The sequence below is a fragment of the Rhizobium sp. CFBP 8752 genome (assembly GCF_014842035.1).
In the GTDB taxonomy this organism is placed as follows: domain Bacteria; phylum Pseudomonadota; class Alphaproteobacteria; order Rhizobiales; family Rhizobiaceae; genus Neorhizobium; species Neorhizobium soli.
The window spans coordinates 36,937-57,037 of record NZ_JACYUZ010000004.1 but is presented as its reverse complement, the minus strand read 5'-3'; the positions used below and the strand labels follow the sequence as shown (position 1 = coordinate 57,037).

General features: G+C 59.1%; 27 protein-coding genes. 1 reads left to right on the top strand and 26 read right to left on the bottom strand.

Going from position 1 to position 20,101, the window contains the following annotated elements; genetic code table 11:
* Window positions 1-457 precede the first annotated feature (457 nt).
* Genes IFT59_RS18825 through IFT59_RS18815 form a run of 3 tightly spaced genes read right to left on the bottom strand, consistent with a single transcriptional unit; the run spans window position 458 to window position 4,684 of the window.
* Window positions 458-748 carry a hypothetical protein gene (locus tag IFT59_RS18825; protein ID WP_192087815.1) on the bottom strand — a complete coding sequence of 97 codons (291 nt, stop codon included), beginning with the start codon at window positions 746-748 and terminating at the stop codon, window positions 458-460.
* Between the two features lie 52 nt (window positions 749-800).
* Window positions 801-1,439 (bottom strand): hypothetical protein, encoded by a 639-nt coding sequence (locus tag IFT59_RS18820; protein WP_192087814.1) that lies wholly within the window; start codon window positions 1,437-1,439, stop codon window positions 801-803.
* Window positions 1,436-4,684 carry a tape measure protein gene (locus IFT59_RS18815; protein ID WP_192087813.1) on the bottom strand — a complete coding sequence of 1,083 codons (3,249 nt, stop codon included), beginning with the start codon at window positions 4,682-4,684 and terminating at the stop codon, window positions 1,436-1,438. The genes IFT59_RS18820 and IFT59_RS18815 overlap by 4 nt, the downstream gene beginning before the upstream one ends.
* Before the next feature lie 19 nt (window positions 4,685-4,703).
* Here IFT59_RS18815 and IFT59_RS18810 point away from each other — a divergent pair, with 19 nt between their 5' ends.
* A complete protein-coding gene (locus IFT59_RS18810) occupies window positions 4,704-4,970 on the top strand; it encodes a hypothetical protein (RefSeq protein ID WP_192087812.1) in 267 nt (88 codons plus the stop codon).
* Window positions 4,971-5,139: 169 nt separating this feature from the next.
* On the opposite strand, the gene IFT59_RS18805 is transcribed toward IFT59_RS18810, so the two are convergent.
* The 23 genes from IFT59_RS18805 to IFT59_RS18695 form a co-directional block, all read right to left on the bottom strand.
* On the bottom strand, window positions 5,140-5,520 hold the full coding sequence (locus tag IFT59_RS18805; protein ID WP_192087811.1) for a gene transfer agent family protein: 381 nt from the start codon (window positions 5,518-5,520) through the stop codon (window positions 5,140-5,142).
* A complete protein-coding gene (locus IFT59_RS18800) occupies window positions 5,520-5,957 on the bottom strand; it encodes a phage tail tube protein (protein ID WP_192087810.1) in 438 nt (145 codons plus the stop codon). The genes IFT59_RS18805 and IFT59_RS18800 overlap by 1 nt, the downstream gene beginning before the upstream one ends.
* Before the next feature lie 264 nt (window positions 5,958-6,221).
* Window positions 6,222-6,491 (bottom strand): HK97 gp10 family phage protein, encoded by a 270-nt coding sequence (locus IFT59_RS23380; protein ID WP_342366118.1) that lies wholly within the window; start codon window positions 6,489-6,491, stop codon window positions 6,222-6,224.
* Window positions 6,492-6,666: 175 nt separating this feature from the next.
* Window positions 6,667-7,077 carry a DUF3168 domain-containing protein gene (locus IFT59_RS18790; protein WP_192087809.1) on the bottom strand — a complete coding sequence of 137 codons (411 nt, stop codon included), beginning with the start codon at window positions 7,075-7,077 and terminating at the stop codon, window positions 6,667-6,669.
* Entirely contained in the window at window positions 7,074-7,415 is a 342-nt protein-coding gene (locus tag IFT59_RS18785) for a head-tail adaptor protein (RefSeq protein WP_192087808.1), read from the bottom strand. The genes IFT59_RS18790 and IFT59_RS18785 overlap by 4 nt, the downstream gene beginning before the upstream one ends.
* Window positions 7,416-7,417: 2 nt before the next feature.
* Window positions 7,418-7,714 (bottom strand): head-tail connector protein, encoded by a 297-nt coding sequence (locus IFT59_RS18780; RefSeq protein WP_192087807.1) that lies wholly within the window; start codon window positions 7,712-7,714, stop codon window positions 7,418-7,420.
* A 9-nt stretch (window positions 7,715-7,723) separates the two neighbouring features.
* A complete protein-coding gene (locus IFT59_RS18775) occupies window positions 7,724-8,101 on the bottom strand; it encodes a hypothetical protein (RefSeq protein ID WP_249407653.1) in 378 nt (125 codons plus the stop codon).
* A gap of 69 nt (window positions 8,102-8,170) precedes the next feature.
* Entirely contained in the window at window positions 8,171-9,418 is a 1,248-nt protein-coding gene (locus tag IFT59_RS18770; protein WP_192087806.1) for a phage major capsid protein, read from the bottom strand.
* A gap of 9 nt (window positions 9,419-9,427) precedes the next feature.
* Complete coding sequence (locus tag IFT59_RS18765; RefSeq protein ID WP_192087805.1) at window positions 9,428-10,294, bottom strand: head maturation protease, ClpP-related; 867 nt, start codon at window positions 10,292-10,294, stop codon at window positions 9,428-9,430.
* A complete protein-coding gene (locus IFT59_RS18760) occupies window positions 10,278-11,555 on the bottom strand; it encodes a phage portal protein (RefSeq protein ID WP_192087804.1) in 1,278 nt (425 codons plus the stop codon). The genes IFT59_RS18765 and IFT59_RS18760 overlap by 17 nt, the downstream gene beginning before the upstream one ends.
* A gap of 4 nt (window positions 11,556-11,559) precedes the next feature.
* Window positions 11,560-13,263: a terminase large subunit gene (locus IFT59_RS18755; RefSeq protein ID WP_192087803.1), complete on the bottom strand. Its 1,704-nt coding sequence runs from the start codon at window positions 13,261-13,263 to the stop codon at window positions 11,560-11,562.
* Window positions 13,263-13,757: an AraC family transcriptional regulator gene (locus IFT59_RS18750; protein ID WP_192087802.1), complete on the bottom strand. Its 495-nt coding sequence runs from the start codon at window positions 13,755-13,757 to the stop codon at window positions 13,263-13,265. Before IFT59_RS18750 ends, IFT59_RS18755 begins: the two co-directional genes overlap by 1 nt.
* A gap of 91 nt (window positions 13,758-13,848) precedes the next feature.
* Entirely contained in the window at window positions 13,849-13,995 is a 147-nt protein-coding gene (locus IFT59_RS18745) for a hypothetical protein (protein WP_162759436.1), read from the bottom strand.
* A 34-nt stretch (window positions 13,996-14,029) separates the two neighbouring features.
* Entirely contained in the window at window positions 14,030-14,359 is a 330-nt protein-coding gene (locus tag IFT59_RS18740) for an HNH endonuclease (protein ID WP_249407652.1), read from the bottom strand.
* Window positions 14,360-14,616: 257 nt separating this feature from the next.
* Window positions 14,617-15,291, bottom strand: a complete 675-nt coding sequence (gene nusG, locus IFT59_RS18735; protein ID WP_192087800.1) for a transcription termination/antitermination protein NusG — start codon at window positions 15,289-15,291, stop codon at window positions 14,617-14,619.
* Window positions 15,275-16,435: a helix-turn-helix domain-containing protein gene (locus IFT59_RS18730; protein WP_192087799.1), complete on the bottom strand. Its 1,161-nt coding sequence runs from the start codon at window positions 16,433-16,435 to the stop codon at window positions 15,275-15,277. The genes nusG and IFT59_RS18730 overlap by 17 nt, the downstream gene beginning before the upstream one ends.
* The gene (locus IFT59_RS18725; protein ID WP_192087798.1) at window positions 16,432-16,719 is read right to left on the bottom strand and encodes a hypothetical protein; all 288 of its coding nucleotides are present in this window, start codon (window positions 16,717-16,719) and stop codon (window positions 16,432-16,434) included. Before IFT59_RS18725 ends, IFT59_RS18730 begins: the two co-directional genes overlap by 4 nt.
* Window positions 16,716-17,000 carry a hypothetical protein gene (locus IFT59_RS18720; RefSeq protein WP_192087797.1) on the bottom strand — a complete coding sequence of 95 codons (285 nt, stop codon included), beginning with the start codon at window positions 16,998-17,000 and terminating at the stop codon, window positions 16,716-16,718. The genes IFT59_RS18725 and IFT59_RS18720 overlap by 4 nt, the downstream gene beginning before the upstream one ends.
* Window positions 16,997-17,314 (bottom strand): hypothetical protein, encoded by a 318-nt coding sequence (locus tag IFT59_RS18715; protein WP_192087796.1) that lies wholly within the window; start codon window positions 17,312-17,314, stop codon window positions 16,997-16,999. Before IFT59_RS18715 ends, IFT59_RS18720 begins: the two co-directional genes overlap by 4 nt.
* A complete protein-coding gene (locus IFT59_RS18710; RefSeq protein ID WP_192087795.1) occupies window positions 17,311-18,765 on the bottom strand; it encodes a hypothetical protein in 1,455 nt (484 codons plus the stop codon). Before IFT59_RS18710 ends, IFT59_RS18715 begins: the two co-directional genes overlap by 4 nt.
* Window positions 18,762-18,980: a hypothetical protein gene (locus IFT59_RS18705; protein WP_192087794.1), complete on the bottom strand. Its 219-nt coding sequence runs from the start codon at window positions 18,978-18,980 to the stop codon at window positions 18,762-18,764. Before IFT59_RS18705 ends, IFT59_RS18710 begins: the two co-directional genes overlap by 4 nt.
* On the bottom strand, window positions 18,977-19,306 hold the full coding sequence (locus IFT59_RS18700) for a hypothetical protein (RefSeq protein ID WP_192087793.1): 330 nt from the start codon (window positions 19,304-19,306) through the stop codon (window positions 18,977-18,979). Before IFT59_RS18700 ends, IFT59_RS18705 begins: the two co-directional genes overlap by 4 nt.
* A 4-nt stretch (window positions 19,307-19,310) precedes the next feature.
* Window positions 19,311-19,817: a hypothetical protein gene (locus IFT59_RS18695; RefSeq protein ID WP_062454304.1), complete on the bottom strand. Its 507-nt coding sequence runs from the start codon at window positions 19,815-19,817 to the stop codon at window positions 19,311-19,313.
* Between the last annotated feature and the right edge of the window lie 284 nt (window positions 19,818-20,101).

The following is a 20,101-nucleotide window of genomic DNA, read 5'->3' as shown; positions in this document are numbered from 1 at the left end:
ATGGACTCGACTCCTCGGTTGCCGCCGTGCTTCATTCTGAGCGCCAAGCTTAGGAGGGCCAGATGGCTTTTAGGTTGCCCGTTTTTTACCTTGACGAGATGGGGCGGAGGACGCGCGACATGATCAATGGGCACCCGTGCATAGAGATCTGCATTGCGTGGGATGCCGAAGCCGGAAACGCTAGTATTGCTCACCCACGTAGATGGGAAACTGTTGTCGGACTGATTGACACCGGAGCGCAGGGTATCCTTGCCGATGACCAATTAATCAAAAGACTGAAGATGCCCTGGACCCGCGAAATGCAAAACCGGACGGCCAGCGGCGTTTCTTCGACACGAGGTCACGTATGTCAGTTACACTTTCCTGAACATCGTTGGACTGACAGGCAGGAGGTATTCAGCTCTTCGCTTCGCGCAGACGGTAATCCGTACGACCTTCTCCTCGGCCGGATTTTGCTTCAGAATTTTGAATTTGTTTGGCGGGATGGTGGACTTACATCACTGACCGTAGTGTCACCAACCGCGCCGGTAAACGCCGCATCATGATTGCTGATGTGGTTAACTAAAGCACTACATAGTGCGAGGGCATGCGCCGATTGTGGATTGACTACGATCTGTGGACGCCTGTCATCGAACTCAATGGTAACATCATTGCCACCTTTGTCCGCTTCCTGTTGCGCGAGATCAATGATCCGATTGGCAACGATTTGCCGACCTCGCTGGAAGAGGCTCCGAAGCTGTTGGTTCATCTTCATGTCCGCAAAGAAAGAGAGCCCCGTTAGGGAGCCTCTGTTGCTATCGTTATTTCTTCTGCATGATCTGGAAGCTGCAGCCGTATGTGATGCCGCCTGTCACCTGCCCGACCTTGTAGCTCTCAGGGACGACGAAGACGCGGCAAGCGGGCTTGATGAGGGTGACGGCCATGTCGACGGCTACGCCCGCCGGCAACGCTGGGAATATGGGGATCTGCGGCGTCACACCCGCGCCGCTCGCCACACCCGCCTGCGAGAACTCGAAGAACGCGTATCGCTCCGGCTCGCCACCGTATTGGATCTGCACCTTGTCACCGATCGACAGAACGTAGCCTGCCGGCAGTCTCTTTAGTGCGAGGGCAGTCCCACCCTCGACGATGCTGGCGACCGACACGGCAGCATTGCCGAGAAGAGCGCCGGCAGGATCAAGACGCGGTCCGCGAAACAGGGAGCTGGTCATCATGAACAGATCCTGCGGGCCGCGTAACGCTCTGATCTTTGCGTCGATCTCCTCCGCGATCGTGTTTCGCATCTGCAATGCGCTGACCTGTGCCATCCAGAGCGGTGGCGCCAGTTCGGCGCCGATCGTTCTTCCTGAGCCCAAACCGCTCAACTGATCGTTCCGCTTGATCTCCCATTTGAACGGCGCCCAGCGGTAGAACGACAGGTAGTCGAGAGACTGTGTCATCCGCGCTTCCTGGGATTGGAATTGATCTCGGCCATCCGCTGCGGCAACGCGTTTCGGCTGAAGGCGTCGACATGACGCGGTGTTCGGGCATCAACAGTTTCGACTGACGTCTTCTTCACGAAGGCGCGAAGCTCGCCCTGGTCGCTAACACTGACATCGACCTGACTGCGAACGTTGAAGTTTCCGCCCCGTCCACCGTTGCGGATCACGGGCATCGTCGGCGCGCGCAGCGCAACAGGCCCGCCACCGTCATATCCTCTCTGACCGAGGCGCATTGCTTCAACCGCCGCCACACCTCCGGCCTTGCTCACGTCACGCTTGCTCCAAACGACTTCGCCTTTATGGACGACACCTGCAGGCTGATACTTGCCGCCTGGACCAGTATAGCCACCGTCAGACCAGAGCGACCCGCCCGGAGCGGCCGGAAACGAAGAGCTTTTCCCGCCACCGAATATTGACGAGATGATGCCGCCGAGGCCACCAAGCCCGCCGCCACCACTGCCTGCCCCGTTGACTTGGAAAATGGCGTCCAGCACCTGGTCGAGCAGCACGTCAGCAACGCGTGAGAGTGCGTTCTTGAGCGCGTCCGCTGCAGTGGCCCCGTTCATCAAATCGGTGATGAAGCCTTTCGTGACATCCTTGCCGACCGATGCCCACTCTTCAGCAGCTCGGCGCATGTCGTCTTGGCTCTGTGTGAGGAGACGCGTTTTCTCTTCGGCGATAGCCATCTCGCCAGCAAGCTGCTTGATGCTATCGATCTGCGCCGGGGAAAGCTCGAGTCCTGCCTGCTTAGCCTGGTTGAGCAGTTCCTGTTCGTACCGCAGACGGTTTGCCGCCTGAGTTGTCATGCCGAGCGCAGTACCTTCCAAGCCTTGCTCCGCGACGAACTCACGAGCTCGCGCGATGACGTCGTCATACGCCTGCCCCTGTTCTTCGAGCTGCTTGGTCTTATCGGCTACCACACCAGCGCGAGCATCGGCGTCTTCGATATGCCAGTTCTCATTCGACAGCGGGAATGACAAACCGAACCTACTGGCATTGGAGTGCGCCCACTGGCGAGCCGCGTCGGAACTATACCCGAGATCCGCGGCATTGCCCTTGTTGTGCTGGCTGTTGCCAGGAGGTGCCACCCAGCGGCGAGCTTCTGCCACCGACCCGTATTTCTTCAGCGCGTCCTGCCACAGCTGCTGCTGTCGCTCAACCGACCGATAGCCGGAATTGATCTTCAACTGTCCAGCCAGCTCTTTCGGAAGGGCCGCGAAAAGGCTTTCGAGCTTGCCTTCGAACGTCGACGACAGGCCGCTAATGTGGGAGGCGTCTTTGCCGCCGGCGAGGAAGCGATGCAAGTCGAGGCTACCGCCGCCCGATGAAGCGGCCTTCGACGCAAGGTTCGCCTCTGCCTGCGCGCGAACGGCTGCATCCGTTGCGATACCGCCCTGTTTCTCGATCGCCTCACGTAGGCGCTTCATCTCATCTTCAAGGTCACGCTGGCTATCTGTCAGCGCGGCGCGGCGCTTTTCCTCGTCGAGCAGCGTCTTGCCAACGCCTTCTCTGCGCGTGGTCTCAGCTTGTGCCAAGCGGTCCTGATAATCAGCAGCGGGGGTTATCGTTCTGTTAGATATGCTGCCGTCAAGCTGAGAGAGGGTTTTCGCCTGATATTCGCGTAGTGCCCGCATTAGCGGAAACACTTCACGAAGTTTATCGATGAGCTTACCCATCCCCTCGCTAACATCGACTTTGCCAATTTCGGCGAGCCGAGCTTGGACTTGCTCAAGGCTCAATTCTCCCGCCTCGGCCTGGCTGATCAAAACTTTCAACTGCTTTGCCGCTTCACGGTCAACGCCTGAAGCCGACGAGCGAGCTGCAGTGTATTTCTGCAAAGATGAATTCACGTCAGCAAGAGTTTCAGGATCGAGGCCGAGCAGGAAGCTTCCCCAGCTTCTGTCGTTCATACGATCAAGCTCGGCATTGATGTCAGCGAGCCTCTGCCGCAATTGGTCAGGAGCGAGTTTGTCGAGAGCTTTCGAAGCCCCTTCAACTGAAGATCCCAACTTGTCAGCGTTGAGCCCAAGCGCCTGCATTTCTTCTTTGAGGCGTAACGTCCTAGCTGCGGTATCTACAGCCTTGCTACCAAAATAAGTTACGGCACCAACAGCAGCGACGCCTACCAAAGCCCCAATAGGTCCAGCAGCCACACCAAGCAGAGAAAAAGCAGCGCCCAAATCACGTACATTCCGGACATACGACAGCACGGACAACGCGCCCGCCAGAGCGCGAGCAGCCGTCACCCCATCCTTGAGCCCGCTGATCATTTTCACGAGCGAACGACCGACAAGAACGCCAGCAATAACGCTTGCTACAGTGACAGTGGTATCAGCAACAGTATCGAAGTTGGCGGCAAGAAGATTGAGCCCTTCCGCCAGACGCTGGGTTGCGCCGAGGCTCGCATCGGTCGAACCGATATAGCGGGTAAAAGCGTTGTCGACCTTGGTAAAACCTTGCTCAATCGTCTGCGTTGCATTCGCAGCCATGCCTTGGATGGTTGGCAAACCTTTGATGAACGCTTCGAAGAATTGCCGTCCAGAAACTGCACCGTCATTGACAAGCTCCTTCAGCCTGCTGACAGATCCCCCAGCCGCATCAAGACCGTTTGCGACAGCAATGAGGATGGGACGCGCACCGTCATTGACGGAATTGAACTCTTCCGCCTGCACGCGTGCAGAACCGAGAAGCTGGCCAAGCTGCTGCAAAGCTCCAGACGCAGCAGGTGCGCTCGTACCAGCGACGCGAAGGGCTGTCGCGACACCATCTGAGAACTTAATCAGATCGTCTTGAGACGCACCCAGGTTGTCCGAGGCTTGCGCGGCCTTGCCGTAAAGGTCAGCGAGCGCAGTGACCGGTGCAGCATTTGCCTGCGCGGACTGGTAAAGCTGATCGAGGATTTGGGTCTGTCGCTGCCCTGTAACGCCCGCAACAGCCAAGCTATTTTTTGCTGAAGTCCATGCATCGGCATATCGTGCGACCTCACGAATGGAAAGCGCAGCGGCAACTCCCGCGAGAGGGGCGATCAGTCCAGAAGCAGCGTTTTTTCCGATTACACCAAGACGTTTATCGAGCTGGCTTGCGCGCGTTTCGATAGCCTTCATCTGCCGATTAGACACACCTCCGGCCTTTTGCATTTCGCGCTGGTAGCCCTTAAGGTCCGCGGAGAGCTGGACGACGAGCTTTTCGATATCAGTGGCCATAAGATCTCGTGAGGAACTGATGAAACGGATAATACTGGCGCTGGTAGTCGCCTGCATTGCTACGACAGTTTTGAATAGTGAGAGCGACGCTAGGACAGGCGAAGCCCATGCGACGATTTTCAAAAGTCAGTGTTACCGAATGTCTGAGGTGGCAGGTGATGCGAAGCTGAATAATGTCGATCCGGCGACGCTTCAAAAGCTCAATGAGCTATCGCAGCAATGCATCAAGTGGGTTCAAGATGGGACGATCCCCGATCAGTTCTACGAAGAACCAATCCCTTACTGATTAATCCAGTCCCATAGGTCGTCTTCTTCGGCCTTGGTCATGGCGTCTTCGGCGCCGTTCGCTTTTTGATAGCCGTCCAGCGCAGCGAAATACTGCCACATGCTCATAGCCCGCACTTGCTGCGGGCTAAAACCCATCACGGCGCCATTGCCGTAGATGGCCGCAAATCTCAGCTTTCCGTTTGGCAGGTCGTCGAGCTGCTGTCCTGATTTCCGGCCACGTCCTCCCCCAGTGCGCCTTCCTCCGGTGCTCCGGTCAGGCCTGCCGACAAGATGCCCTGAGCGTAGAGGACGTTTTCCACCGGCGGCCGCTTTTCGACATAGTCGCGGACCTTTTTGAGTGCGTCCGTTGGCGCCATACCGCCACCGATCAGACCGAGGCGGATGGTATGGAGAACGTCGCCCATCATCCATTCGTCGGCGATCAATCGGTTCAGGACCACGTAAGGGCCAGCGCCGCATGCTTCCTGCAGCAACTCCAACTCGCCCCAGCCGAGGCGGAAGGTGTAATCACCATCCGCCCACGGCAGTGTTATCTGCGCGTCCCGCATTACGCGACCACGCGCGTCATCTTGCCGTCGCTCTGAAGGGAGACGGTGCCAGTTGCACGGCGGTTGTTGATGCCCGTGATTTCGAAGGTTTCGACGTGCGCCTTGCCCGTCCAGGTGATGGTCTTCGCCGGAAATTCGGCAATGACCTTGATCGGCGTGCTGTCCTCATCTTCGACCGCATCAAGCCAGGTCTCGACACTCTCTTCGGCGATAACGGTTTCGCCGCCGATCGACATCGAGATCGAGATCGCATCACGGCCCATCCAGGAAACCTGATCGGGGTCGTCACAGTCCGGAAGCTGAAACTCTTCCAGACCTTTGTTGAAGGTGAGCGAACGCTGCGTCAGTCCGCATGGAACGCCGTAGACAATTGGAACGGCAGAGTTGCCGAGCATGATCTTGATGCGTCCGCCCTTAATACCCGTTGCTTCTGCCATTGTGGATCTCCTTTGATGGCATGCCAATGAACCCACCGAACGGCAGGCGATAAGATCTGAGAAACGTGGTTATCAGCCGGCAGCCACTTTTTTGGCTGCGTCTCGGCTGGCTTTCCTAACGATGCGCTTTGCGCTTCGTTTATTTGCCCGCCAGCTCACATAGAAGAATGGGCGGGCGGCTGTGCCAGGGTTGTCCGAACCGGCGAACTTGCCCGCATTGGTGTGTTTGGCCGTGCCGAACTCTACCCACCGGGCGTAGTAGGCTTAGCTGTTGCCGGCGTAGATTGTCAGCGTCAGATCGGCACCCAATGATCCCTTGGCGGTAGCCATGACCATAGAGCCTTTGGGCGCCTTTCCCCACGTCCAGCCGATGCTGTCGCGCAGCGTTCCGCTGTCTTTTGGAACGAGGCTTTTCATCATGGCGACGATGTCGTCAGCCGCCTCTTCCATGCCAAGCCTGATACGCTCCCGCGCTACAGTAGGGAGCCGCTTAAGCTTCCTGTCCAGTCGAGCCAGGTTCAGGATTTTCGCCATTTGGCTTGCTCCTTGTTGCGGGAGGCAGCTCGACCGCCTTGCCTTCAGCGATAGCCTGATCGGCACACTCCCGCTTTACGGTTTCTTCCATGCCCGCGAGGTAGGCGGTGAGACTGTTGCCAGTCGGTCGATAGTCAAAGTCTTTAAGAAAACGAACCCGAGCCATTGCCATTCCCTAGTTGCGAGGATCTTCAATTTCAGCCGTGACCTGCACGACCCCATGAGCCGTGATGCCATCAGGATCGATGAAGCACCGCGACAAAACGACGTTCAGCGAGAGCAGAGCGCCGACGCTGAAAGTTCCGTCTTTCTCGTGAAGCGCAGCCTCGACCGCGTTGACGAGTGCCTTGCAAGGGTTCAGCCGTCCGTCGTCGCGTGACCAACAGTCGATTTGCATCGTCTCGTCGCGACCAGGGATGCATTCAGCATCAAGGCGGTCCGTGTCTGTTGCCCCAAAGCTCACGTAAGGGAAAGCCGTGTCGGCATCCGGCCCGTCAATGATCCGGTCGCCGACGATCGCAGACACTGCGCTGTCGTTTGACAACAGGGAAAGTACCAGGTCCTGAAAGGCGACAGAAACACTCATGCCACGCCGCCTTCGACTGTGAATTCAAGATAAAGCCGGTCATCCGAGGGAACCGGACCGGAGCGGATGTTGTAGATCTCACCATCGCTATCGCGCATGCGCCAGCTGGTATCGACAGCCTTGCTCTGAGAGCTGCTGCGCACCGTCACCACGATAGGTTGACGACCGGCGAGACGGGCAGCCTGGACAGTTTCACCGCCACGAAGGTAACGGAAATTCGCCCAGACCTTTGTCGCGTCGGCATCGTCGGCAAAGCCGTTTTTGATGCCGCCATGACCGTCTTTGATCTTCTTAGGCGCATCGAATGCAACACGCCGGTCCAGCTTGCCAGCTTCCATCGCTACACCCGAAGCCAACGGTAAGGGTTCACGAGCAACTGCGCCGACTTTGGAAGCCCATCGAGACCCGCTCGGTTCTCATACATGGCCGCGACGTACATCAGCGCTGCGACCTTGAACGTGTTTTCCTTACCAGCGGGAACGAGAGCCAGGTTGCAGTACTGCAGCACGGATTCCTGAGCGGCGTCCATGTATGCTTCAATGGTAACGTCGTCGTCGCTGCCATCGACGCGAAGATGCGCCTTCACCTCGTCCAGAGTGTAGAGCGGGCCGGTAGTCAGGACGACGACGTTTGCCATTTGTGCGACCTACTTCTTGGAGGGGTCTTCGACGATTTCGACGCCCTGCTCACGCAAAGCCTTCGCTACCGCCTGAGAACCCGTCATCGTCGGATCGTTGAAGTCGATCTGGTTCTGCGCGACGGTCGTGCCCGCACGCGGATTGGCGTCCACGGCGGGATGCGAAAGATCGACGTCCGGGACGATCTGCAGTGGTGCGCCAGACGGGTCGACATCCGTTGCGGGTGCGATGTCTGCAGGTCGGTTTACGTCATCGACTGCTGACGTCGTGTCGGCTACGGCCGGCAGGTCTCCGCTATTGGTGACCGAAACGGTTTCAGTCTCGTGGTTTGCCACAGCGGCTTTGCCAGTAGGCGTAGACGTTGCGGCTTCCTTTTTCGTGGCCATGATGACCTCCTTAGAGTTTTGGGCATAACGGTGGACATCAATGGGCGGCAGAGCCGCCTATTGCGTTCGTTAGGTATTGGCGCCGATTTTGAGAGCGCGCATCGGCTCGGGATTGTAGACGCCGCCGCCAACCCGCTTCGTCGTGTAGAAGTGGACGAACGGCTTGTTGGTGAAGGGATCGCGCAGAACGCGAATGCCGACCCGGTCTACGACGAGATAGGTCGCTTCCATGTTGCCGTAGAGCGCTGCGATGGCGTCAGCGGCGACAGCAGGCATATCCGGGATTTCGACGATCGACTCACCAGCCAGCGTTGCCGGCTGGCCGACCGCGTAAGACGGCTGCCACAGATAGTTTCCCTGACCGTCCTTCAGCTTGCGCATCGCGCCCTGTGACTGACGGTTCGTGAACAGCTTGGCACCGGCGCGGAACTCTGACGGGATCGAGTAAAAGAGATCCAGGAAGCCGTCTGGCGTCAGCTTCGTAGCGTCCCCGGACTTGACGACCTCAATTGCTCCCCACGGGTGACGCGCAGCGTTCGCGGCACCCTCGACGTAGGTCAGGACCCCGTGGGGCTTGTTCACGCCATTGCCGGACAGGAACGCGATGCCTTCCTGACGCGAGAACTCAGTGTCGACTTCGTCACCAAGCCACGCTTCCAGGTCGATCGCCGCGTCGTCGAGCAGCTGCTGAGAGATGCCGGGATTTGCGTAGATCTCACCCAGCGGGAAATCCAACTGGCCGATCTGCGGCGTCGACGTGGCAGGGCGAGACGCCGTTTCACCCACCCAACCCGAACCCACTGCGCGGTCGGTGAAGTTCTTTTTGAAGCCAGCGGCGGTAATGGTGATCACACGAGCGTTCGCGCGGATCGGCGATACCTGCTTCAGCTTGCCTGTGATCGTTCGATCCCATTCGACTGGAGCGAGATAGCCGCCATCCTCCGCCGTGCCCTTCTGCATGGCAGCGGAGATATCGCCCTTGCGCATGTGCGCCTTGAAAGCGTTGGTGTATTCGGGATCGCCCGGAATATCACCGATCACGCCGCCGCTGGCTGCCGCAACCTTCAGATTCAGTTCGTCGACAGCCTTCTGCATGTTGGCCTGCATTGTGCCGATATCGGCATTGATGCGCTCGACCTTCTCGTCGAGCACGACATCAGCCTTACCCTTCTTCAGGTCGTCAAGCTGCTTCGTGTGTTCAGCCTTGAACGTCTCGAAGCCACGGTTGACCGCTTCGATTGCAGCTTTGAGGTCGCCGGGTGCTTCAGCACGCACAACAACAAGCCCGCGAGCACGCGGGCGATGAATGATCGACATTGCTGTCTCCTAATCGTTGATTGAAATGGTGGATGCGAGAGCTTGAAGGCTCGCGAGAACGCCAGCGTCCTGCATGGCGGGTGCGACAGCGTCCTGCGTGCCGCGAATGTCGTTGAACAGAGATCTGCGCTCGGCTTTGGTTAGTTTCCCGCCCTCAGCCAATTTCTTATCCCAGCCCCGGAGGGATTCCGGGAGATCACCAGCCGTTTCGGCGTAGACCGGCGCCTGAGCGTGAATATCGAGAAGTGCGTCGGCCAAACCCATATCAACGGCGGCCTGGCCGCGGAGGTAGGTTCCGTCGCCAGAGTTCTTTGCCATCATGCGCAGCATCTCAGCCGGTTCACGACCGGCACGCTTTGCATAGGTCTCAGCCATAGCCTGATCGAGGTGCTTCAGCGTTTCGATCGTCGACGAATGATCGTCGGAATTGCCTACCGTGATGCCCCAAGCCTTGTGGATCATGATCTCGCCGTTAGACGGGATCAGGACGCGGTCAGCAGCCATGGCAACCAGTGACGCTGCGGAGGCCGCGATGCCCATGATATGGACGGTCACCTTGCCGCGATGCCTAGCCAGCATGTTGAAGATCGCGACACCCTGAAAATAGTCGCCACCTGGCGAGTTGATTTCGACCGTGACATCGGTATCTGCGCCGACGGTCCGCAGCGCCGCAGCCATCCGCGCGTCGGAGAATCCTTCGTCGCCGATGAAATCGAACATGCTGATCGTTGGCCGGTCGCCGCTCTCAACCCCGGAGCGCGCCCGAAAGGCAGCGGCTAGGGGCTGATCCGGTTCGTACTTGAAACCCTGCGGCCGAGAGAACTTCTCTTCTATGGCCGGCATCTTGGCAAAGAAGCGACTACGCTGCGTTCTCATTACCTTCTCCCTCAAGCGGTGGCCCGCCGTTGTGGTTCATCATGGGATTGATAGGCTTCTCGCGCGCAGGAAGATCCATGGTGTCGCGAGCCTCGTCGTAGTGGATCCAGGGCTGATGGCCACCGGCGCCGAGGGCTTTGGAGAGATACTCGCCCTGCTCTTTAAGTGATCCTCTGAGAAGGGCACCTGGATTGAACTTCGCCTCGTAGATCTCGGCTTCGTCTTCATCGAGGAGGCAACGCTCGATCGCCTGCTGCCAGGCTTCGAACCAAGGATTGAGCGCATAAGCGACGAAGAACTGCCCCAGCGCCTCGATACCGGAGCCCCAACTCGTTTCGTCCACCATCAGCAGGGGTCGAGGCACGCCTGATATGCGGGCGATCTCTTCGACCTGGAGCTTGCGCAGTTCCGTCATCTGCGAGTCTTTTGCGTTCGATCCGTACGCCTTCCACTCCATCCCCTCTTCGAGGATCAGGTTCTTACCAGCGTTGTCAGCCCCTTCCTTCTCCGCAAGGCTTGCCTTGAGGCGTTCGAAGGCGGGATCGGACAGTGTCCCTTTGTGCGAAAGTGCTCCGCCAACCAAAGTGCCGTGCTTGAACATGCGGCCAGCGGCTAATTCAGCGCTAAGCGCAAGCCCGATGGCCTCCCTTGCCTGTTCGACGAGCGAGAAGCCGTTGAGGCCATCTAGCGATGCGCCCCGAAGGTGGAATATCTCCTCCGCCTGATAGCGCACCCGAGGTCCAGATACCGGCTGGTACACATAGTCCATGCGCCAGCTGGGGCTCAGCGTGACGGTCATTCGCTTCGACTCAAGCGGGATCAAGCCGATGATCGTTGGCTTACCGGTCCGCAGGTCAGTCGAGCGCAGGATGCGCGCGTAACTGTTCCGATGAACCAAAGCTCTCATCTGCATCGACGCCCGGAAATCGAAAGCGCTCTGATACCCGTTCGGCTTGCGGTGCAAGATCCGGTAGAGGGGATGGGCCTTGGCTTTTTCCTTCGTTTTCTGTTCGATCAAATGGAGCGGCAGCATCCCGATCGAGTTTGAGATGAGACTGACGGCACGAAACATTGACGGGTTTCGCAGAGCTGTTTCCGGGTTCACTGTAAAGCCGCTCGCCGTCATCATGCCGGTGCGCAGGTACTCGACCACCAATGGATCGTCCAGCGAGACGAAACCAGCCCCGCCGCTCGCCTCTGCGCGCGGCTGAGACGCTGTCACTGCCGCGGCCTTACCGCGAAACAAATCCAAGATGCCCATCGGCTCAGATCATCCTTATTCCGCGCGTCTCATAGACAGAGCGGCCGGAGGCTTCCGGGTTGAGAAACATCAGCATGGCGGCATTGAAGAGCGCCATGAGCGGGTCAATTTTCGAAGAGCCTGCGGCCTGCTTCGTGACCAGATAGTTGGAGCCGCGAAGCTCGGTCTTCGCGTTACCAGCAGCCCAAGCCATAAGTGGCTGACCGCAATGGACCATCGTCCGGTCTTTAAGCTTGCGCGGCAGTGTCGTGATCGCGGACTGCAGCTTCCAGCCCTGACCAACAGCAAGAGTAAGATCGCCTTCGAGCCCACGTTCCGCCAGGACATCGAGCAGGGTTGCAATCCCGTAGGAGTCGAGACCGATCCCGGCACGCTCTGGCAGCAGCCCCGAAGCGTGAATGCGTTCGCAGATGTCTGCGATCTCTTTCACATCGTCGTCGACTTCCTTGCAGACGACGAGGTCGCCTTCTTTTTCGAACTGGCGAAGGCGCGGGGCGATTTCCTGACGGCGCTGGAACACGTCTTCATGCGCCCACGCCCGACCCCAGTGCAGCCAGTTGCGGCTCTCTTTGTGCCGGCCGATGACAGCGATCGCCATCAAGTCATCGAGACCGCCACCGTCCACGCCGACGACGGCGACGTCGCAGTCGGCAAGCAGCCGATCCAGCGTCATGCCTGGAACAGCTGCAGCGAGCCAATAATCCGCGCCGGCCCATCGATCAGCGTGCAGCCCGAGACCGATCTCGACGTTGAAGTGCTGCGACGCGATCAGCGCCAGCTTCTCCGGCCCCTCGCGCATAGCCGTCGCGATCTCGCCAGCAAGGTAATCTTCGTCGACAGAGCGATTGAGGTTTGGATTGACCAAGCCCCACCGCTCGCGGCGCATCCATCCGCCATCGACGGCGTCCTCCGGCGGCAGCTCGTAGAGAACAGCCAACATCGGGAATGCGAAAAGGCCGTCCCGAACGTCGCGAGCTTTTTTCAGCTCAGCCTTGAAGACGCCGGTAGGCGGCGTTTTCGACTGTGTTGTGATCTGCGCCAGGAACCCGTCCGGACGCGCTGCAAGAGAACCCCGTATTTCGACAAAGATGTCCGCCGCTTTCGCCATGGTGGCAAAAACATGCGTCTCGTCGATCAGGATGTAGGTTGCTTTGGACCCGGTGATGACGTCCGCTGCTGCAGCTTTGACGATGATCACCGCAAGCGTGTTGAGGTGGGTAATCATCTTCAGGTGGTCTTGGATGTGGAAGAGCTTGGAAAGCTCTGCATCCAGGCGAACAATCCCGGCAGCCTGTTTAAACGAGATCCCGGCAATCGTCTTGGTTGGAGCGATCAGCAACAGCTCGGCTTCAGGCCGTTCGTTAAGGATTGCGGCCGTCACCATGATGGCAGCGGCGATGGACGACTTGCCGTTCTTCTTCGGCACCAGGAGGAAGAACTCGCGCAGCATGCGCCGCTTCAGTTCCGGGTCGTAGCATCCGAAGATGACCCGGACGATATCAAACACCCACTCGTCGCAGGCTTCGCCGTAAGTCGGATTGCCAATTACATCAGGAACGCGCAGGCGCTTGAAGATCCGGAGCGCCTTCTCGGCGACCTCGTCGAAGAGCGGAAGATCCGGGATCAGCGAATGCTGTAGCCGGATGCGTTCTTTCCAGTCCGGGACGGCGGTCGACCAGGCGGTGGCCGGCATCCATGCCGTATCCATCAGTTCGGTTTCCCTGCCATACCTGGTAGAAGGTCATTGCCCCAGTGGCTGTCCTCACCGGCCGTCTTCGCAGCCGCTTTCGCGACTTCCTTTTTGCCCTGCGGCGCAGCGTCATCCTTCACCACTGCTCGCTTCTGCTGCGCATCACGCAACCGGCTGTCCAGGCCCATGCGATCGTTGCTGTCCAGCATCTTGCCGAGTTCCTTCAGTGCAGTGACGTTGCCGGCGTTCGACTGCTCCATCGCAATCTCGAAACGTCGCGCGTCCAGTCTGTCACGCATGGCATCACGCTGCTTCAGCTCGGCTCTAAAATACCTCTTCAGCGTGGCCGGAGAGATGCCAATCCCGTTTGCCATTCGATCGATGGACCAACCGAGCGCCAGCAACAGCTTGATCTTGTTGCGATCTTTCTCGGTCGCCTCATAAGGCGGGCGACCTCGCTTCCCCTTCCAGTCCGGAATGGGGTGGCCGAAGAGGTCAAATATCTCGCTCATCCGAAAAAAATCTCTACGTGAGGGGGACGCGGGTGCAGGAGGCAGAGGGGCTGCAGACTTTCGACCCCCCCTCCCGGTCGATGGGGTGAGGTCAGGCCTCGGCCTGGTCATCGTCCGCCTCGACGATCACCATCGATGTACCAAGGATCAAGCCTGCGAGAAGGATCAGACGGGTGCCGATCCACATGCGAGCACGATAGGTGCGCGTCAGTGTGAACGTCAGGGTCAAGCTGCTCATGACCTCACCAGCATCGACATTCGCTGTTGCCATCTCACCAACCGGGCTGTGCCCGCTCCTGCTTCTGCTTCTCGCTGTCGTGGTAGGCTTTGGTCACGGTCTGCAGGTTGTCGATGTCCCAGAACAACTGCTCGTCCCAGTGATGCGGCTTGATGTGGTCGCACACTGGACTGTTAGGAGCGGGATGTGTGCCGACACAGATCGCTGAGGTTTGCTTGCAGGTGTAGCTGTCACGTTCGAAAACCTTGAGCCGCAGCTTCTTCCACCGTGCGCTGTGATACCAGCTGCGGTTCGGCGTGTTGATCTCGCGCTCTCTCAGTCTGGCCTTCTCATCACCGACAGCACGGCCAAGACGAGGTGGCATCGATGTCAGTCGAGGTGGCAGGGACTTGAGACGAGGCATACTCTAAGACGACAAAAGGCGACCTGCTGGCCGCCTCATCATTCATCATTTCATAGCTGTAGCACTTGTCCTGAATCGGTGCCTCGAACATGAGGCGCTTCAGGAAAGGGTCCTGCCGGTAAGCAGCTCCAGGTTTCTCAACCTGTTTGCTGGTGATCAAGCCACCAACTCAAAAGCCCACACAAGGGATCCAGGATCGTCCAATGGGGAAATGACTCTCATACTTTCTCGATCTGCGCAATATCCAAATCTACGGGCGTCAAACGACCGAATATCATCACATCGACCTTCACCCTGAACTTTTCGAAGTCGATCGCCCTGACCGTTCCAGGGAAGGAGGCGAACGGCCCGTCGCTTACTCGCACCTCTTCATCAACCAGAAAGTCGTACTTGGCCGGGACACGGTGATCATACTTGCCAGCATCAGCCATCGCTCTGAATCGATTGATTGACTCAGCATCTGCCCTCCATGGTGAAACAGCTCCTCCAACGACACCGTTGACCCCTTTTACTCCCAGCAACCCCATGATTGCGGAAGGTATCGGGAGGCAATGCACAAGCACGTATCCGACAATGACGGGCCTTGCCGGTACCATCCGAACCCGTCCACGCCTCACGATCTTCGATGGACTGGACTTGACCACCAGCGTCGCGACATCGCTATCTGTCAGTCGCTTTTCCACAGCAAACTCGCAGTTGGCATCCACTCGCAAGCAATACCAAGCCGCCTTTAGGTTCGGATAATCGGATGCGATTCGTTCTGTTGTCGATCGTGAAGCCATCGACAGGCGATCAATCCGGATCTTGGTGTCTTGAGCAGCGCGCTCCAGCTTGTCGTAATGAGCAACCGGAATGCGGAAAGCGAAGTCGTCTTTCTTATGCTGCATCATCATCCCGCCTCTCGATCAGCTTTTTCTGGAACTCCCGAAGGGCAGCAGCCACCGCCTCATCATGATCTGCGATGCCTTCCGGTAATGGCGGGAAGTACAGCCACTCGTGTCCGGTCTGGGGAACCCATGGCCATCCCTGTCGCTCATGCAGCGCCTGCCAGCGCTTGGCCAGGCCGCTGTCGCAATGCACCTTTTCGAAGCCTTCGGAGACGGCGACCAAGCCATGTGGGACGATTGCCGCTCTCATATCGTGGAGTGCGGTGACGCGCGGCCACCCGTATTTCTGCCGTCGTTCCATCTCGACGGCCTTGGCGTCGTTGGCGCTCTTGGAAGCCTCCATGCGCTGGAACTTTGTCAGCGCGGGCCACGCCGTCGCCATCGGTTTCAGTAGCTCGGCAAGCCGAAAGGCCATCCATGCCCGACTGAACGGGTTGTGCTGCATCGGCGCCAACGCTTCGGCAGGCGCATCCCGCCAATGACGGTTCTTCAAGTAAACCGCACCGGCCATGATGTCGGATGGCTTTGCCCAGCGGAGATAGGCCGGTGTCCTATCGGTGCATTCCGCCCGTTCATCGTCGGAAAGCGCAAACCAGCTGTTGCGAGCGAACCCGACATCGCCCTTCTTCCAGATAGCGAACCACAGCACGAATTCGCGCTCTATCCTTTTTCGATCAGATCTTGCAATTCCTCCCTCTGCCGGGGCGCGGTCCCGCGCACCTGTCTTAGGGTTAGGTAATGGTTCTATTACGGTTAGGGTGACACCGTGACACCCGTCAGCGTCGCCGGTGTCACCCCTGGCTGCAGCAGTGTCACCCGTGACGTCAGTTGCAACGGGTGACACGCTGTCACCCGTTGCTTTAGGCTTGAAGGCGAAAAGCCGTGGAAGATCGAAGTCGTAGCGCGTTGCCTGTCCGCGCCGGCCTGTCGCTTCTTGGACGATCACGAGAATACCTTCGGACACGAACTCCGAAAGAATGCGCTGAATGGTGCGCTCTGAAAGCTCCGTCTCTCTCGCAAGCCTCGGTACGCCTGGATAGATGCCACGACCTTCGTCGTCTGCAAAATCCGCCAGCCGCACCGCCAGGAGCTTCCTGTTGCAGCCGCCAAGCTCCATGCGAAACAAGCGGCTCATGATCATGATGCTCATTCCACCATTTCCCCCTGCTTCACGGCGCCCCACATCAGCTTGCGGGAATAGTCCGTGATCTGGCGCGTCTCGAACGGGATCGACCCGTCCTCCAGCCGCACCGAATTGACGTGAGCGACGAGTGCCGCGAGATAGGCCAACCCGCCGGAGAAACCGGCAGCTCCGAGGACAGCCGCAATGTCGGCGTGGTCGCGCTGGATGACGCCGAGCGGAATGGTCGAAAGCCACGCAGCCCGAGCCCGGTCGTTTTGCATTTCCGCAAGAATATCGAGGATTGGGTTCACGGGACCGCCCTCGGTGTTTCACGTTGCGCAGATGCTGTAACAGCCTGATTTCGCTGGCCTCGATCATGGAAGACGAGATAGTCGGAAGGATCGACACCCATCGCCGTGCACAGCGCGAGGTGGCTTGCTGCCGACAAAACCTGACAGCTGCACGCGCGTGAGATCATCGCCGGGTTCAGTCCGTCATGCGCAGATGAGGCGTTGCGCGTCGAAAGGCCTGTCGACCTCAGCCAGTCGCGTGTGTCCATTGCCAAACGGTCGCGATCGATTTCGGGGATCATCGAACAATCTCCTGTTCTGTCATGCCGACGAGGCGGATGCCGAACCGGCCGGGGTCCGCGTCCAGCGCTTTCCACAGCCGCTCGCGCGGCGCCGGCGAAATGCAGCGACCGGACAGGACCAGCTCCAGCTGCTCCGGTGTGATGTCCGCACGGCGAATGAGTTGAGCGCGCTCAGCGGCGCAGGCCTCGTCGAAGCTCAGTGCCTTGCGGCGGGCGCTCTTGCGTTCGTTTGGAAATGCCGCGCGAAAGCCGGCCATCTGGATCCGCGCATTGACGAAGCCGCGCAGCATGGCCGGGGAAAAGTCAGGGTTCATGCCGCCACCTCGTCGAGTGTCGCGCCGAGTAGCACCGCAGCCGTGGCGTTGAGTGCAGTCATTCCAGCCGTAGAGATCCGCCACCCGTCATCATCGTTGCCGGCCCAGATCAGCCCTTTGGTTGCGAGGTCAGCGATCAGCGCATCGGCAACCGACGGCCGAACACCAATGCCGCGCCGCAGCTGTCCCGCGTCAAAGCCCGGGCTCTCTGCCATCCACACCAGCGCGCGCGCCGTCTCTTCGTCGCAGCGCTCTTCCAGCGTCTTGCGAGGCGTCGTGCGAGCAAACTCTTCATCCGGCGCATCGAAGCGCAGCGGCGAAACATTCCCGCCTGCTCCAGGAGTCAGAGGTTCTGAATGCTCAAAATTGTCATAGACAACGCGGATTAGACGCGGATGGCCGTCGCCATATGTCCCGTCTTCGTTTCGCTCCCACACGAACCAACCGGTATTCATCTGGCTGGACGCTTTATTTCCCTCCCAGCCGTCCCTGTGCATCATCGGCAAACGATGCGCGAAGGCATAGATCCGGCTTGGCGGGTTCTCATCCATCACGAAGCGACGATCTGCGTCTTCGTAGCCGCACTGGAAATTCAGGTTCAGCAAAAGCGCCATCTTGCGAGGACGATGCTCGCGTAGCGCATGCGCAGCGTAAGCGTTCGCCACGCCGTATGGAGGGTTTGTGACGATATCCCAGCCGCCGTCGACAGCGATCGATGTCAGGAAATCCCCAACACCTTGGCACTCGCCATGTCGGGTCGTAATTCCGCGATCGACAAGATCAGATATCGTGACCTCATAGCCTGCGTCTTCCAGCGGTCTCGAGATGGCGCCACGTCCTACGCTGGGCTCAAGCACATTAAGACCAAAACTTTCCAACGCCAGCAATGTGCGCATTGCTTCGATTGGCGTCTCATATAGATCGTCACCGCGATCTTCTTTCGTGGCCGTTTTAGTGCCGATCGCATGCCGAGCGGCATTCTTCAGCGCCGCGCGGCTTGGCTCCAGTCCTTCCAAAAGACGAACCTCGACGACGCGATCGACGAACCCCGGTTCCGCTTCGATGGCACTGCGCAGGCTGCGAGCTGCGTGCAGCTGCTGGCGATCGACACCAATTTCGTCAAGTGTAAAACTGTTTTCGCTGGAAACGGTTTTCGGACGCCCGCCGCGCGAAAGCTCGCCCTTCGCCTGCGCATCGTCGACGGCGTCAGCCATCGCGACATAGCAGAGGCTTTCGATCTTCAGCGCTTCCGCCTGCATGCGCCGCGCCTTGTCGACCAGGTCGCGCGAGGTCTTCACACGTTCCGCAGAACCGGCAACAGCCTTGGCCTGATCATAGGCCACCGAGGAGAGTTTGAGAGCGCGCTCGACATCGCCGGCATCCAGCAGCGCGCGCGCCGTCTCTATGCGGGCAACCAGTTCCGAGCTGTCACGGATCGCAAGCTCAGTCATGATGGTCGCCTCGCGTTCGGATCGCGCCAGCAGATGCCACCTTCAATGAAGGCGCGCACATAGCGCTCATACGCAGCCTCGTCGCGTTGCTGCACGCCGTCAGAGAAGTCACCTGCATTGAGGCCGTCGTGATACTTCGCGAACGCACGGAAGTTCCGGAGCTGCGATCTTTGCAGCTGGTCGTCGAAGCGTTGCGACATCGGGGCTACGGTCATGACGCCCTCCGATAGCTGCGCCAGCCGTCGAGAACGCGCGAGACAGTCGCCTCCGAGACACCAAGCCCCTTGGCTATCGATGCACTATCCCATTCGCCGCGCTCCCAGAGCAGCAGCGTGGCGCCGACGATCGCGTCGAGATCCGCGTCAGTGACCGGCATACCCTTCTCGCGCGCGCAGACCGCAGCAAAGCCGAGGTCAAATACCTGTCCAGCCCAGATCGACGAGGCAACACCCCGTTCCGCCGCCTGCCGATCGAGCGTCGTCTTCGCCTTTTCAGGCACGTTGATCATCACGCCGACAAGCTTGAACGCGGTGCGGGCCATGGAATCATTCCCCGCCGACGATCTTCAGAGCCGGAGAAGCATCTCCGCCCTTGGCGACAATCCCGGCATACCGCCGCATCTGTTCGGTCGCTTCCTCGACAACCTTCTCGAGATCGCGCATGCCCTGCCGCGCTTCCGCTGCGCTCACCTGAAGGTCGGAATAGGCGATGGAAGCGTTGCGCTGATACTCGTTCGCCGCAGCGCCGATCGCGAGGGAGCCGCGCACCAGACACGTGCCGTCGCGGTTCTTCTCTTCCGGGTCTGTGAGCTTGCAGCCGTGCAGACCGGCCATAACCCGTGTGACGCAGGGGTCGCCGCATTCGGCTTCAAGCCGCAACACGGCCGGGATCGGCAGCAGCTCAGTGTCGGAATCTGCATTGCAGCGGCCGACCTGGCTTTTCGAAAGTGAGCAGGTTTCCGCCGCAGCTTCGATGCCGCCGTTCTTTTTAATCAACAGACGATTGGCGGCTTTCAGCTGATGGAACCAGGCGTTCGTCAAAGTATCCTGCATGGGGTTTCTCCAGACACAGTTTTCCCGCGCCGGGAAAAGTCCCGCGCGTTTCCCATCGTGGGAAGCATTCGAAAGTGAGATGTTCAGCGCATCAGATCACGGGGGACCGCATGCACGAAGCTCAAGAAAAGAAATCGGCCGGAACGGTCCGCCAGACAGGGTCTGCTCCGGCCGAGGTGCCGCGCGGCGTGAACGCGATACCTGCGCCGCGCGGTGTTTGGTGGCGGGACGGGAGGAGAAACCGCCACCGGGAGGGAAGTGGAGGAGGTGCATCATTCGGCTGC

Coding starts and splice junctions, on each gene's coding strand:
- IFT59_RS18730 (WP_192087799.1), bottom strand. CDS start 16,435: ATGAGCATCATGATCATGAGCCGCTTGTTTCGCATGGAGCTTGGCGGC.
- IFT59_RS18720 (WP_192087797.1), bottom strand. CDS start 17,000: ATGATCCCCGAAATCGATCGCGACCGTTTGGCAATGGACACACGCGAC.
- IFT59_RS18700 (WP_192087793.1), bottom strand. CDS start 19,306: ATGGCCCGCACCGCGTTCAAGCTTGTCGGCGTGATGATCAACGTGCCT.
- IFT59_RS18810 (WP_192087812.1), top strand. CDS start 4,704: ATGAAACGGATAATACTGGCGCTGGTAGTCGCCTGCATTGCTACGACA.
- IFT59_RS18745 (WP_162759436.1), bottom strand. CDS start 13,995: ATGAGCAGCTTGACCCTGACGTTCACACTGACGCGCACCTATCGTGCT.
- nusG (WP_192087800.1), bottom strand. CDS start 15,291: ATGATGATGCAGCATAAGAAAGACGACTTCGCTTTCCGCATTCCGGTT.
- IFT59_RS18715 (WP_192087796.1), bottom strand. CDS start 17,314: ATGAACCCTGACTTTTCCCCGGCCATGCTGCGCGGCTTCGTCAATGCG.
- IFT59_RS18740 (WP_249407652.1), bottom strand. CDS start 14,359: ATGCCACCTCGTCTTGGCCGTGCTGTCGGTGATGAGAAGGCCAGACTG.
- IFT59_RS18705 (WP_192087794.1), bottom strand. CDS start 18,980: ATGACCGTAGCCCCGATGTCGCAACGCTTCGACGACCAGCTGCAAAGA.
- IFT59_RS18760 (WP_192087804.1), bottom strand. CDS start 11,555: ATGGGCATCTTGGATTTGTTTCGCGGTAAGGCCGCGGCAGTGACAGCG.
- IFT59_RS18815 (WP_192087813.1), bottom strand. CDS start 4,684: ATGGCCACTGATATCGAAAAGCTCGTCGTCCAGCTCTCCGCGGACCTT.
- IFT59_RS18750 (WP_192087802.1), bottom strand. CDS start 13,757: ATGAGCGAGATATTTGACCTCTTCGGCCACCCCATTCCGGACTGGAAG.
- IFT59_RS18785 (WP_192087808.1), bottom strand. CDS start 7,415: ATGGAAGCTGGCAAGCTGGACCGGCGTGTTGCATTCGATGCGCCTAAG.
- IFT59_RS18710 (WP_192087795.1), bottom strand. CDS start 18,765: ATGACTGAGCTTGCGATCCGTGACAGCTCGGAACTGGTTGCCCGCATA.
- IFT59_RS18780 (WP_192087807.1), bottom strand. CDS start 7,714: ATGGCAAACGTCGTCGTCCTGACTACCGGCCCGCTCTACACTCTGGAC.
- IFT59_RS18820 (WP_192087814.1), bottom strand. CDS start 1,439: ATGACACAGTCTCTCGACTACCTGTCGTTCTACCGCTGGGCGCCGTTC.
- IFT59_RS23380 (WP_342366118.1), bottom strand. CDS start 6,491: ATGGCGAAAATCCTGAACCTGGCTCGACTGGACAGGAAGCTTAAGCGG.
- IFT59_RS18825 (WP_192087815.1), bottom strand. CDS start 748: ATGAACCAACAGCTTCGGAGCCTCTTCCAGCGAGGTCGGCAAATCGTT.
- IFT59_RS18790 (WP_192087809.1), bottom strand. CDS start 7,077: ATGAGTGTTTCTGTCGCCTTTCAGGACCTGGTACTTTCCCTGTTGTCA.
- IFT59_RS18765 (WP_192087805.1), bottom strand. CDS start 10,294: ATGAGAACGCAGCGTAGTCGCTTCTTTGCCAAGATGCCGGCCATAGAA.
- IFT59_RS18755 (WP_192087803.1), bottom strand. CDS start 13,263: ATGGATACGGCATGGATGCCGGCCACCGCCTGGTCGACCGCCGTCCCG.
- IFT59_RS18775 (WP_249407653.1), bottom strand. CDS start 8,101: ATGGCCACGAAAAAGGAAGCCGCAACGTCTACGCCTACTGGCAAAGCC.
- IFT59_RS18805 (WP_192087811.1), bottom strand. CDS start 5,520: ATGCGGGACGCGCAGATAACACTGCCGTGGGCGGATGGTGATTACACC.
- IFT59_RS18770 (WP_192087806.1), bottom strand. CDS start 9,418: ATGTCGATCATTCATCGCCCGCGTGCTCGCGGGCTTGTTGTTGTGCGT.
- IFT59_RS18800 (WP_192087810.1), bottom strand. CDS start 5,957: ATGGCAGAAGCAACGGGTATTAAGGGCGGACGCATCAAGATCATGCTC.
- IFT59_RS18695 (WP_062454304.1), bottom strand. CDS start 19,817: ATGCAGGATACTTTGACGAACGCCTGGTTCCATCAGCTGAAAGCCGCC.